Here is a 13231-nt window from a genome sequence, read left to right as displayed (position 1 = left end):
TGTGTTCCATTTGCTTTCGCAAGTTGTATTTTCCATTACTTTTCTATAATTACGTAGTTCTCGTATAATTTCACCATAGAATACAAAGGAGGAAACGGCAATGAATTTTACGACCTCAACCGGGATAGTCCTGCATTATAAAAGACAGGGAAAAGGTGAACCGTTGGTTTTTATTCATGGCTTGGCAAGCAATCTTCAGTCATGGAATTATCAATTTCAACATTTTTGCCGGAGTTTTGACACCCTTGCATATGATTGCCGTGGTCATGGCGCTTCTACGATTCCTGAGGTTTTGTCTATGCAGGATCACGCGAACGATGCTTTTGAAATCTGTTCTTTATTCGAACAGCCAGTAACGGTGGTAGGAATCTCAATGGGTGGTTACATTGTTCAGAATCTTATGATTCAGCATCCGGAAATCGTCAAGAGAGCTGTACTGATCGCAACCAAATCCCACGGTAAGGGAGCGGCTACATCAAAAGCAGCAGATACTCAAGAGAAAACAGATCCATTGGAAGCCCGATTCCGTTTTTCAAGGGAGTTTCTGTATGGACCGGATACAACGGACGAGCAAATACACCAATATATTAAACTTGAGGAACAAATTCCTCCCGAACAGTTTTTGCTGGTCAATCATGCCATAACGGAGTTTGATTATCGACCCCTACTGAATAAATTTAACAAGCCAGTCTTAATCATTCACGGAGACCATGATCACCTTATTCAACCGGAATACGGCAAAGAATTAGCCGACATAATCCCCAATGCACAATTTGTCTCGATTCCAAATGGGGGTCATGCTGTGATGATTGACAAACCGCAGGAAGTGAACAGGGCGATCGAAACGTTCCTGGCGGAAACCAAATAACTCCAAAACAAGAGGCCTATCGAGATAAGGATTTTTCTACATGAAAAAGGACGCCATCACGCGTCCTTCCGTTTATTTTTCAACTCAAACCCTTGTTCATGTTCTTTCAAAAAATGATAGTCACAGCTTTGATTGGGTTACATCCAATTGAACAAAATCGTTCCCAAACGGGAGTGGGCGAATCCTGCCCAAGAAGAATATGACAGATGCAGCGGCGGCCGCCATCATGCACCCTCCCAGCACCAGTGCGGCGGTAAATCCGAAGTTTTGGGCGATATACCCGGTGAGTGCAGGTGAAACGATGGAAGCGACCGCCCCGGCTGTGTTCATAATACCGCCCAGGGACCCCGCCGTTCCTTTTGGCGCCAGGTCTTGTGGGATCGACCATAAGATGGCGGTAGAAGCCGATTCCGCCGCCATGGCAATAACAAGAACCCATGCCGCGGTTACTGCCGATTCCGCATAAGCGGCTCCAATTACAGAGACAGATATAATTTGAACAATTACGATTAACGTTTTCTTCACTTTGGTAATATCGTAGCCCGCGTTAACCAGCCTATCCGACACGATTCCGATGACAGGCTGCGCCAACATGCCTGCAACCCAGGGGAGCGTGGCATAAAAGGCAACACTTTTCAGATCGAGATGACGTGCCGAAATCAGGTAACCGGGCAACCAGGTAAGATACAGGTAATACAGGTAATCCTGAAAGAACTTGATAAAAATAATCGCCCATGTGTTGCGAAATTTCAGCATAGTGGCAACAGATACTTTTTCTTCAACGGTTGCTGTTTTTACCGCAGTTTGTTTGTTTTCCCGAAAAGTAAGAAACCAGAGTATCACCCAGATCAGGCTGCCAAGACCTGTGATGTAGAAGACCATTTGCCAGTTCGGATGAACTTTTGATCCGAATGCGACCATCAGCCCCACCATCAGTCCGGGAGTTAATGCAAAACCAAGCCGTAAACCGGCCAGATAAATGCCTGTAGCGGTTCCCCGTTCCGACTCTTTGAAATTCTCCGCAATGACTTTCGTTGCTGCCGGAAAATTGGCCGCCTCCCCTACTCCGACCAGTATACGGCTGAAAAGCAGCGTTCCAAGTCCTTTAGCCAATCCGGTCAGCGCGGAGGCGACTGACCAAATAAAGGCGGCAATCCCGTACACCTTTTTCGTACCGAATCGGTCACACAGCCAACCAGCCGGCAAATTAAACAGAAGATAAGCCCAGCCGAATGACGATAGAACCAAGCCCATGGTGCTCATATCCAGGTGCAAATCTTTGGCAATAAAAGTATTGGCTGTTGCAAGGCTCGACCTGTCGATCGCATTGATCAAAGTCCCTGTGAACACGAGGAACAAAATCCAAATTTTCATCGCGCCAAAGTTTTTCATTCCGTGCCTCACCTTTCCTTCAAAATATTTGTAAAACAAACACTACGTGTGTTTATGACTTTACAAAGAAGAAAGGAATTCTTACGTACCAGGTGAGAACGATCTTTTCAGGGCAATGGGTACACCACAGCTGCCATCGGGTTTTGACCGGAAAGCACTCTGTCGATATCATCCAGGACAAGTTCTGCGACCCGTTGGGAAGATTCATGCGTGATTCCAGCAATATGAGGGGTTAAAAATAGGTTCGGCAACAAAAGGAAGGGGTCATCAGCTGCAGAAGGTTCTTTTTCACGCACATCGAGAAAAGCAAAACTTTCGGGCTGTTTGGTCAAGTGGGTAAAGAGGGCATTTTCATTTATAATTCCGCCGCGCGACGTATTGATCAGCACGGCGTCCTTTTTGCAAAGAGCCAGTTCGTTTTCGGTAATCAGATGGCGAGTCGTTGCCGTTAACGGAACATGGACGGATATATAATCCGACATTTGACAGACCAGTTGCAGACGGGTGAGTTCAACGGCGAAATCCTGAACCAGCATATGGGATTTCAACAAAAACGGGTCGTAGGCGATTACCCGCAATCCCAAGGCTCTTGCCCGGACCGCAACGCGCTGTCCAATATCGCCTACGCCAATCAGTCCCAATGTTTTGCCGTTGAGTTCGCGCCCCATACATTTTTGTCTGTCCCAGACACCGGTCCGTGTACAGCTGTCACATACACTCAAAAAGCGTGCGTGTTGAAACATACAGGCAATCACATACTCGGCAACTGCATTCGCATTACAACCCTTCGCAGCTACTACAACAATTCCCAGGTCACGGCAGGCCTGCAAATCGATATTGTCCAACCCTACTCCCAATCGACCGACTACTCTAAGGCGGGGCAGACTTTCCAGCAGGAGCCGGTCCACTTTTGTCCTGTTGCGGACCACCAATGCATCGGCGTTTGCCCCTACTGACACAATATGCTCCGGATTGCTCCATAACGTAAAATCCTGTAAAACTTCATACTTGGAGGTGATCCAATCGGGAATCGGCCACCACACATCCTCTGTGATTACAATCGGCAATCTTTCCCCTCCTCTTGCCATTTATTTCTTTATTTGAAAGCGAATGGATTCTTCCACTCCCGTCAGGTGTGCAAGCATACGCTGTTTCGCCAACTGTCCGTCTTTTTGTTTAATGGCATCCAGGATCTGTTGATGATCTACCAGCGATCTCTGAGGACGACCCTCGATGGATAACGATTCCATCCGGCTTTCTGACAGAAGGTCAAGCATCGTCAGCATCAAACGGACCGAAACCAAATTACAGGAAGCCTCCGCCAGCCCGACGTGAAATTGTGCATCCCGTTCCCCAAGAATCGTCAGGTTGTCCACGTTTGCCGACGCATCGTTCAGGATCTGCTGCAAACGGTTCAATTGGGCGTTTGTGGCACGTTGCGCCGCCCAGACAACCGTTTCGCATTCCAATACTTTTCGGATTTCAAACAGATCTTTAATCGAATTGTCTTTGTTATAAAGCGCTCCATCCATTTCGGCATACGCCATTTGGGACTCCGAGACAAAGATCCCGACCCCGTGTCGGACATGTAGAATTCCTCGGCCCGCCAATAGCTTAATCGCATCTCTGACGACAGTCCTGCTCACTCCAAACTGATTTCCCAATTCCCGTTCCGTTGGCAGACGATCACCGGGGGACAATTCACCCCGGACGATCGCATCTGTAATTTGTGAGACGATTTTTTGGCTGAACGCTGTATTGTCAGAGATTGGTTCAAACATATCCAGTCATCCTCTCCAAGAGATCCCGAATTCTAGCGCCAGTTGGTTCAATTCCAGCAAGGTGCTTTCTTCCAGAAAAACTCCTGTTTGTCTCGCCGTTCTCTCTGCATGGATGCGCCGTTCCCCCGGAACACGCACGGAGGAACAGCCATCTGCGGGAGGGACCTGATGAATCCCGTCGACAAGCTGATCCATCCGGCTCAGAAAATCATCACTGCCGAGAAAAGGCGTGGGATTTATGGCGATAAAACACAAGCCCGTTCCCGGTACCCGGGACTCCTTTTCATAAACGGAACCCACATGGGGCGCCATTTGCGCTCCAGCCAAAACCCCGGTGAGAATCTCTACCATCAAAGCGAGGGCATAGCCTTTAGCGCCAGCCATCGGCAGGACAGCCCCGCGCAGGGCGGCCGCAGCATCGGTAGTGGGTCGGCCAAACTCATCTACCGCCCAGTCATCAGGAATCGGATCCCCTGTTTTGGCCGCCAAAATGATGTTGCCTCTGGCAACTTTACTTGTCGCCAAGTCTATGATTACAGGTGTATGTGCCTGGCACGGGGAACCAAAAGCGATCGGATTTGTGCCGAAAAAAGCTTTGCTTCCGCCCCAGGGAGATATGGCGGGTTGGGCGTTGGAGAATGCCCAGCCGATCATCCCTGCCTGAACTGCCAAATCGACATAGGCTGACATGATACCGGCATGGTTCCCTCGTCTGACAGTTACCATCCCGATTCCCGCCTGGTCCGCAAGCTTTATGGCTTCCAGCATAGCGGCCCGACCAAGCACCGGACCCAGTCCGCTGTCACCGTCCAATGTGCTGACGGCCGCAGCCCCTTTTTTCCAGGTAAAGTGAGGACGGGGATTGATAATACCTCGTTGTATGGCACGAATATAGGCAGCCAGCCGGGACAAGCCGTGGGTTTGAACTCCTGTCAAATCGGCACGTACCAGAACTTCTGAACACCACGCCGCATCCTCCGGCGGAACACCGACTGCGACAAAACAATCGGTTGCCAATTGCTGAAGTTCATTCCAGTGGTACCGCATGCGAGTCGGCCTACGCGCTGGGATACAGACGGGTTAAGGCAAATTCACGATGTCCGAGTGCTTCCGCCGATGTAAGGCGGCCGTTAATCGTCCGCTCCATAATCTCCCACAAGGCGTCACCGGCGGTAGACAGGCTCAACTCCCGTGACAACAGTCCGCTTACATCAAGATCAATATGTTCTTTCATTCCGGCTACCGTTTTTGGATTCGCTGATATTTTAATGACTGGTTCGATCGGATGGCCCACAATGTTCCCTTGTCCAGTCGGGAAAAAGTGGATCACGGCTCCAGCGGCAGCCATCAGTGTGATGCATTCGGCCGCTGCAGACGAGGTGTCCATAAAATGCAGGCCCGGCCCGTCAGGTGCTTCTGCCGGTTTGAGAACTCCGACTACCGGGCACGTTCCTGTTTTTTCGATATTCCCCATCGCCTTTTCTTCAATGGTGGACAGTCCGCCGGCAATGTTTCCCTGTGTCGGCTGGCTGCCCAACAGGTCTGCATCCTGGGCTTCAATAAAAGAAACATAGTCATTATACGTTTTCATGAATTTGTCCTTTAACTCCGGAGTTGCCATCCGTTCCGCAATCAAGTGCTCGCCGCCGGTCAGTTCGGATGTTTCGCCAAACAGCACCGTAGCCCCGGCATCGACCAAACGGTCCACTGCAACCCCGACTGTTGGGCAGGAAGCCAATCCGGAAGTGGTGTCACTTTCGCCGCATTTGATGCTGACAATCAATTCTTTGATCTCAATCGCCTCTCTTACGCATTCACTGGCAGATTGCACGAATTCTTTCGCCTTCCAGCTGGCTCTGCGCACGGTTTCCAAATCGCCGTGCCCTTCAATGCCGAAGTATGCAACCGGCTTGCCTGTTTCCGCAATGCCGTCCGCGATTTTTTTCGCCCAGTTTTCTTCGATTCCGATCACGATTGCAGCCGCCACATTGGCATTGCGCCCAGTTCCGATCAACGTTCGGAAATGCAGTTCCAAGTCTTCTCCATATTGCAAACGTCCGTAGGGGTGAGGAATCGCGATTGTGCCCACCACCTGCTTCGTCACCGCCTCACAGGCCGCGTTTGATAAATCATCTACCGGAATAATCACTACATGATTGCGAATTCCAACGGCTCCGTTAGGGCGACGATACCCGAATAATTGGCTCATGATTACCACCTCGCGCTCTTGATATTGTGAACGTGGACATAATCGCCGGGCACAAGGTCCGATTTTGCCAATCCAATCTGGTGTCCGTATTCGATTACCTGCGCCCCCTCATGCAGCGATACAATCGAGATTTTATGCCCGAGCGGAACATTTCCCTTTGCTTGCACTTCCACTGTACTGTCATCGTCCATATGTACCCCGATGACAGTTTCCCCTTTTGCAATATCTTGCGTGGCGACCCCGATATGGTCCCCTCTCTTATGGATAAGAAACTTGTGCATCCTGAGTCCCCCTTTTTGATAATAGGTGTGTGGTAATACCACATACTTAACATTATGTGGGAATATCAAAAATAGAACGCGGAGAACCTGGTCCCAGGGATTTTTGTTTGAAAATAATTACCGAAATTCACACGGTGTTAACTGGAATTACCCTTTCTTATCTTTTCAATAAAAGATCCTAATTTCTCTACTGTTTCAAGACGAAGTATTCTAGGGGTAGAACGAAAAGAGAAGGGAGAGCCTGATCATGGAATACGCGGTGCTTGGAATAAAGAGGAAAAGTCTGATTTCCCCTGGTTGGCTGCAGGGAATTTTTCTGACTATAGTTCTCGCTATCGTGGCGAAAGTTCTCGTTACCTTGCCTTTTCTATCGATCATGGGGCAACTGGTGATCGCCATACTGTTGGGCATTGCGTGGCGAGCCATCATGGGGATACCGGAGACCGCACAGGTGGGTATCTCGTTTTTCGGGAAAAACGCTCTTGCGGATCGGGATCATTCTGCTTGGCATGCGGCTAAACCTGCTTGACATCTTTCATGTGGACCGAAAGTACTGGTAGTAGCTGCCGTTAACATTGCGTTTGCGATTTTGGCCGTTTATTGGATTTCGCGAATGTTTCAAGTGGAAAAAGGGCTCGCAATGCTTACCGCCGTGGGCACAGCAATCTGTGGGGCGGCAGCAGTCGCAGCGGTGGCGCCGCAGTTAAAGAGCAGGAATGAGGAGATTGCGGTCGCCGTAGCAGCTGTTGCGATTTTGGGAACCATTTTCACCATCAGCTATACGCTTTTATTTCCTATACTGAGCCTAAGTGATGCAGCTTTCGGTTTTTTTGCCGGTGCGACTTTGCATGAAATTGCCCACGTTGTGGCGGCCACCGCCCCCGTCAGTTCAACAGCGGTTGACATGGCTGTAGTCGTGAAATTGACTCGTGTGGCTCTCCTTCTCCCAGCCGCCATTGTAATTGGAATCGTAGTCAACCGGTCGAGCCGTTCGAAACAAAAAAAGGAGAACAGGGGGCTCTCGCTCAAAGCTCTTCCTATCCCCTGGTTTGTGCTCGGTTTTTTGGCCGTCAGCGGTATCAACTCGCTCGGAATTTTCTCGACGGCATTTACGTCGGGTGTTGTAAACCTCTCTTATTTTCTGATGGCCATGGCGATGGCTGGACTCGGACTCGGCATTGACATTGCCGTGTTAAGACGTTTGGGCATCAAAGCGATCTTCAGCGGGTTTCTCGGTTCTATACTGCAACCCACTTGGAGGGAAACAACCGTGATTATTTTTGAAGTCAATCGCTATGGATTGGATAATAAAAGAGTGCCGGCATGGAAACGTTGAATGACAGATACCATTGTTGCGCTAGCTGTAAGCACTATAAAATCCTGAAAGAATATGGCAAAAAAGTGGATTATCAATGTTTACGGCTCGGTTATCGAACAAAGCCAAACTATCGATTCGATTGTTGGAGTCCCAATGAAAAAGTAAAAAGGATTTTACATCAAAAATCTGCCGAATGAATTTAATTTTTTCTTTCTTGCAGCGATCGCTTGCTGCTGATATTGTGAGGGGGTAACTCCCTCATTTTTTTTAAAAACTCTTGCAAAATAGTTCGGCTCAGTAAAACCGCATTTGTCGCTAATTTCCGAAATCGTATGCGTTGTATGATCGAGCAGATGTTTGGCTTTCTCCAGCCGACGCATTGTAATGTATTGAGTAATGGTAAAACCCGTTTTCCGCTTGAACAGCCTGCTGAGATACTGCCCATTCAGATGAACGAACCCGGATAAAATCTCCAAATTTAACTCTTTATGAAGATTCTGTTCTATATATTCCACTGTTTTAGAGATATCATCGTGTTCGGAAGTCATTTCCGGGTATTGGGAATTTGCATCACTTACTACCGGTATATATTTAATCAAGGCCTGTCGTATGTCTTCAGGATGAGCCGGTTTTAACAAATAATCATCCGCGCCTATCGTCTGATCTACAAAATCACGCTCATCATAAGCTGTAAGAAAAACAACCCGACAGTGCGGAATCTCCTGCTTGATTATCTCGGCAGCCGTAAGACCATCCATCACAGGCATTTTAATATCCATCAGCACCAGGTCCATCTGCTCCTGTTTAGCTAAGGTTACAGCATCTGCACCATTTTGCGCCTCAAAAAATTGACTTACCCCAAAGTTGTGCCTCTTGATTATCATCGTTAACACTTCTCGCTCCAACTGTTCGTCATCGACAATCATCAATTTCAAGCGAAAACACCTCCTCGCCAGACCTTATAGAGGTATAGTGATCTGAACGGTTGTTCCTGCTCCCATTTCACTGTTAATCGCCGTAATACCATAATCCGGTCCGAAACAATGTTGAATTCGTTTATGAACATTCTTAATTCCAATACCCGTTGTATGGCCGCCTCTTGTTTCTTTCTCTGAAAATATGGATACTAAATTTTCCTCAGACATGCCAATCCCATTATCAGAAATCTCGATAACAACCTTATGACCAATCGTAAATGCCCGTAGTGTGAGCTTCACACTTCCTTCCTGCGGCTCAAAACCGTGTACAATCGCATTCTCAATAATGGGCTGGATACACAGGATTGGAATTTTCACTGACTCAACATCCAGTTCCAGGGTTTGTTCATATTGAATTCGATCACGGAAACGAGATTGCTGAATATTCAGATAGTTGGTAACGTGTTCCAATTCTTCTTTTAAGGTTACAAGCTGATCGATATTGCGCAAACTATATCGCAATATTTTGGCTAAAGAGTACGTTACACTTTGGGTCTGTTCTGCATTTTCCAGGTAAGCGAGACGCGAAATCGTATTCAACGTATTAAATAAAAAATGGGGATTAATCTGCGATTGCAGTACTCGTAGCTGCGTTTCTTGCAGAGTTTTCTCCAATTGAGCGCGAATCTGCAATTCTTCCATCAACTTCTGATTCTTCTCGTCTAATTCCTCGCGGGCCAGGTGAGTCGCTCCCATTTTCACAATATAATTGGCCACCAGATAAAGCATTTCTGCCGCCGCTTCGACCCGTTTTTGACCGGTAAATTCAATTTGCCCAAAATACTGATGCAGAAGTTCCTGATCGACCAGCAGATTCCTGGTATTTCGCCGAATCTGTTCAAGCCTGTCTTTATCTTGATCTTCAATCAGTACTTGGCCGCACAGAACCGCTCCCAGATATTTGTCATTAAGAATGATCGGCGCGGCCAAATCAACAAGCCCCGAATGGCAGCGATGAATAGCAGGCTTTCCACGTTTGGCCGCCATGATCCCCACTCGTTCATCCGATAACATGCAACGTCGCAATCCTTCCTCGGAAGAACGTATATACGAGCAAAAATTAGTAAAGTTACTGGGCACTGTAACGGGTATTCCCTGCTCGTCAGCAATAACAACCGCCAATCCGGTAGCTTCGGCAAAGCGATCCTGTATCTCCTGGAGAGTCTCCACATTTACAATATTGCGCAATGCAAATACGGTCATAGTATCCCTCCAATTTTACCACTATGTAAAAATATTCGATTCTTTTCGAAAAATAACCTACTACTTGCCCAGTATAGATAACCCCTGGTACCAGCCCGGACGAGCCAAGATTGTGGTACCAAGGGTTTTGGAAAGTCGAGTCGAAGTTTATACCGGATTGATCATTCAAAATCCTCGAATATCTTCACAGCAGCTTGCGCCACCTGAACATCCTGTTCTACTGACCCTCCACTCACACCAACCGCGCCGGCGATTTGACCAATTTTGCGCAGCGGAATTCCGCCGCCGAATACCACAATACGTCCATTGTTTGTCGTATTGATTCCATAAAGTTCTTGCCCCGGACCAGCTACCCGTGCCAAATCGGCTGTGGACATTTTCATGGCTGCCGCTGTCCAGGCTTTGTTTTGGGCGATATCAACGCTGACTAAGAACGCATCGTCCATTCTGTGACAGGCTATAAAATTTCCTCCCTCATCCACAACGCAGATTACCATGGGGACTCCTATTTGATTTGCTTCTTTTTCCGCGTTTTCAATCATTTTCTTGGCTAATTCTAATGTAATCCGACTCATTGCTCCTCAATCCTTTCTTTACGAAGAATAGATTTACGAACAATATAACGGTAACCCTTTGACCAAACGGGCTGCATTTTTACCTAACCGGCGCCCGTTTTCAATCCTGTCTTGCAGGTAGGGTTCCTCTGCTCTCAATTTGTCGTGGTGCAGGCACAAGCCCTCATTGCTATCAACTCCTATGCCCACATGCAGCGGAGACATGGAAGCTGCCACAGCGCCAAGTGCAACAAGCCCAAGATCTTGCTCCCTCTGCACCAGACGGAAAGGAACTCCTTCTTCTTCCAGTCCGGCACAAATTTCTTTTAAAACTTCGAATGGAACACTCTTTTCATATAAAATCGGAATGTAAATTTCACGTTTGTTCATTTTGTTACCCCGTGTTTTACGGAGGAAAGCACCAAACCGGTTGCTACCGCATTGCGCGGACCTTCCGTTCCGCGTATATTGGCAAAACCGGCGACAATTCCGTATTTGCCAAGTTCCTCTGTTAACATTTGCGGAATTTCAAAATCCAGTGCAGAACCGCCTACCATGGCGACGAAAGACAAATGCTTTAAATTTCCTGTAGGACTCACCCGCTTCAGGGCGCGTAAGGCGTTCGCAACAAACACCCTTCTTTTGGCACTGCGGCGGATTTCTCGAATCTTCTCCATGGAAGCGCGAATGGTTAACGGTATAAGCTCGTTCTCTTCCCGGATGACTACCCTTCCGAATGTATAGGAAGGAAAAGGAGTTTCGGAAAACATCATCGTCCCATCTTCCAACTGCATATGGAACAAGCTGAGTACCTTGCCCAATGGATGTTTCTTAATTTTTTCTGCCAGTTCCCTGTCGCCCAGAGCCAGTTCGGAATTGATCAGCATCGTTACCATATCTCCCGCCCCGGCCAAATGCGTAGAGGTAATGTTCCCGGTTTCATCCATCATAGCCGCATCAGTCGAACCACCACCCATATCAAGAATCACAATCGGCTTTCTTGTTCCCGGCGTGGTCAAGGCCCCGCGAATGGCCATCTCCGCTTCTACTCCACCGACTTCTACCGCAATTCCCATTTCTTCCGACAACAGGGAGGCCACCTTCTGAATGGGAACTCGATCTGTTTTTACCATAGAAGCCAAAGCAACACCGCTTTCCATAGACAGTTCACCGGCCATTGAACCGCTGATGGAGGTAGGGATGCCCGCATCAACCGCCAGAAAATCTGTGATGGAGATTTCATTTGGGGATTGACCCGTCAATTCAGCCAAGTCCTGTCGAAGGCCATTTAACATGCCGCCGACATTCGTTCCTGTTTCCCCCTGAACATCGAGCAGCTTGCCCAATTTTTCATAAGCGTTCATAATGGTTTCTGCCCCATCGTTGATCGATACTTCCAGCCGATTTTGGAGACCGATCAAAATCATCCGGCCTGCTTCAATTTTTCGTTCCACCACTTCGCCTTGCGGTGTACGGATGACGACTGCGGACCGATTGCCAACCAACGCTTTGGCAACCGGTGCAATCTGTATCGTCTGATCCGGATCCAGTTTAAAAACGGTAGAAAGCCCGTAAGGGTTGCTTAAGCTCCGAATGACATGTCCAGGTAAAGCCACTTCAACAGCAGCGAGCCTAAGCAGAGGTACTTTTTCGATTAAAGAAACCTCATCCACAATAGGAATCTTCTTATGCAGTCGGTTGTATATCAGAACCCCGTCATCTTTCTGAACAATTGCCCCCGTAATGGATATTCCCTGCATTTCCGCTTGATTCAAACGATTGGCAACCCATTCGTAATCAAAAGCTTTGGGTACGACCGCAATGTAATCCTGTTCTTCTTCCGCTACATCAAAGATCTGATCGATCAAAACCGTGAGACCGATACCCAATCCGGCTCCCCCTGGTGTATCCGGGTTATGGCCAATCATGGAAGATTCTGTAATAATCGTCTCACTAATCAAATCCATGGCAAGATCACCAATGACCGGAACGGCATCGTTCAGTCGTATAAGATCAATTTGCTTCCAATCAAGTCCGGCTTTTTTGGCTGCTTCCTGCAAAGCAAGCCGAATCCCCTTCACGTTCTCGACAGTCCCTTTTATACCGGTTGTTTTCACCAAATGTTGAGAGAAAAATTGAATCGTTTCGCCCTCGATGCGAGCGATCGCCACTTCAGTCGATGAATTGCCAATGTCCACACCAGCCACAATTCGATTCACCATAAGTTAGCCCTCAACTTTTCGCAACCGGCCACGCCTTTCATAAATTTCTGCAGCCTCGCGGATCAGCTCTGCGTTTTCAAATGCTCCATACTGTTCCTCCAGTTCGTGAGCGATTGCCAGCAGCTCTTCCTTTGTAGAACGATTTGGCCGTAATGCATTATAGATTTCCAAGATGCGGGAATCGGAAATTCCGATCAATTCAGCCGCCCGGCGAAAATTTTTCGCCAATTGGGTTCTGCCTAAACTTTCGCTGATTTCGGCATGCATAAGCAGCGTCTCAGGACTGATCCGCAAATCCGAACTGGTGATCTCCCCTTTCAGAGCCGCATCCAATGTCAAATCGCTATACGCTTTTCCAGTCGGCGTGAACAATACTTCGGGACGTTTTATACCAAGCGGATAGTGTTCTCTTGTCAACTTTTCCAT

General features: G+C 48.0%; 13 protein-coding genes and 1 pseudogene. 2 read left to right on the top strand and 12 right to left on the bottom strand.

The features are described 5' to 3' along the window. Positions 1–100 precede the first annotated feature (100 nt). Positions 101–868 (top strand): alpha/beta fold hydrolase, encoded by a 768-nt coding sequence (locus tag skT53_RS03010; RefSeq protein ID WP_200759705.1) that lies wholly within the window; start codon positions 101–103, stop codon positions 866–868. Positions 869–988: 120 nt separating this feature from the next. Here skT53_RS03010 and skT53_RS03005 read toward each other — a convergent pair whose 3' ends face one another. From skT53_RS03005 to skT53_RS02980, 6 genes are all read right to left on the bottom strand, one after another. Beyond that, a complete protein-coding gene (locus skT53_RS03005; protein ID WP_200759704.1) occupies positions 989–2260 on the bottom strand; it encodes an MFS transporter in 1272 nt (423 codons plus the stop codon). A gap of 107 nt (positions 2261–2367) precedes the next feature. Further along, positions 2368–3327, bottom strand: a complete 960-nt coding sequence (locus tag skT53_RS03000) for a hydroxyacid dehydrogenase (RefSeq protein WP_200759703.1) — start codon at positions 3325–3327, stop codon at positions 2368–2370. 21 nt (positions 3328–3348) lie between these two features. After that, positions 3349–4041 (bottom strand): FadR/GntR family transcriptional regulator, encoded by a 693-nt coding sequence (locus tag skT53_RS02995; RefSeq protein WP_200759702.1) that lies wholly within the window; start codon positions 4039–4041, stop codon positions 3349–3351. Between the two features lie 6 nt (positions 4042–4047). Beyond that, complete coding sequence (locus skT53_RS02990) at positions 4048–5088, bottom strand: Ldh family oxidoreductase (protein WP_200759701.1); 1041 nt, start codon at positions 5086–5088, stop codon at positions 4048–4050. 10 nt (positions 5089–5098) lie between these two features. Beyond that, positions 5099–6250, bottom strand: a complete 1152-nt coding sequence (locus skT53_RS02985; RefSeq protein WP_318978588.1) for a UxaA family hydrolase — start codon at positions 6248–6250, stop codon at positions 5099–5101. Positions 6251–6252: 2 nt separating this feature from the next. Continuing rightward, a complete protein-coding gene (locus tag skT53_RS02980) occupies positions 6253–6531 on the bottom strand; it encodes a UxaA family hydrolase (RefSeq protein WP_200759699.1) in 279 nt (92 codons plus the stop codon). 247 nt (positions 6532–6778) lie between these two features. Here skT53_RS02980 and skT53_RS02975 point away from each other — a divergent pair. Then, a pseudogene (locus skT53_RS02975) lies at positions 6779–7867 on the top strand (YeiH family protein). A gap of 155 nt (positions 7868–8022) precedes the next feature. Here skT53_RS02975 and skT53_RS02970 read toward each other — a convergent pair. The 6 genes from skT53_RS02970 to skT53_RS02945 all read right to left on the bottom strand — a co-directional run bounded on the left by skT53_RS02970 (position 8023) and on the right by skT53_RS02945 (position 13231). Further along, positions 8023–8775 carry a response regulator transcription factor gene (locus skT53_RS02970; RefSeq protein ID WP_226375408.1) on the bottom strand — a complete coding sequence of 251 codons (753 nt, stop codon included), beginning with the start codon at positions 8773–8775 and terminating at the stop codon, positions 8023–8025. Positions 8776–8808: 33 nt separating this feature from the next. After that, complete coding sequence (locus skT53_RS02965; RefSeq protein WP_200759697.1) at positions 8809–10029, bottom strand: sensor histidine kinase; 1221 nt, start codon at positions 10027–10029, stop codon at positions 8809–8811. A gap of 161 nt (positions 10030–10190) precedes the next feature. Continuing rightward, complete coding sequence (locus skT53_RS02960; RefSeq protein ID WP_200759696.1) at positions 10191–10604, bottom strand: GlcG/HbpS family heme-binding protein; 414 nt, start codon at positions 10602–10604, stop codon at positions 10191–10193. Between the two features lie 33 nt (positions 10605–10637). After that, positions 10638–10973, bottom strand: coding sequence for a glycerol dehydratase reactivase beta/small subunit family protein (locus skT53_RS02955; protein WP_200759695.1), 336 nt, complete (start codon positions 10971–10973; stop codon positions 10638–10640). After that, positions 10970–12805 carry a diol dehydratase reactivase subunit alpha gene (locus tag skT53_RS02950; protein ID WP_200759694.1) on the bottom strand — a complete coding sequence of 612 codons (1836 nt, stop codon included), beginning with the start codon at positions 12803–12805 and terminating at the stop codon, positions 10970–10972. Before skT53_RS02950 ends, skT53_RS02955 begins: the two co-directional genes overlap by 4 nt. Positions 12806–12808: 3 nt before the next feature. Beyond that, complete coding sequence (locus skT53_RS02945; protein ID WP_200759693.1) at positions 12809–13231, bottom strand: diol dehydratase small subunit; 423 nt, start codon at positions 13229–13231, stop codon at positions 12809–12811.

Source organism: Effusibacillus dendaii (genome assembly GCF_015097055.1).
Taxonomy (GTDB): Bacteria; Bacillota; Bacilli; order Tumebacillales; family Effusibacillaceae; genus Effusibacillus; species Effusibacillus dendaii.
Note: the sequence above shows the minus strand (reverse complement) of the source record. Positions and strands in the feature narration are given on the sequence as shown.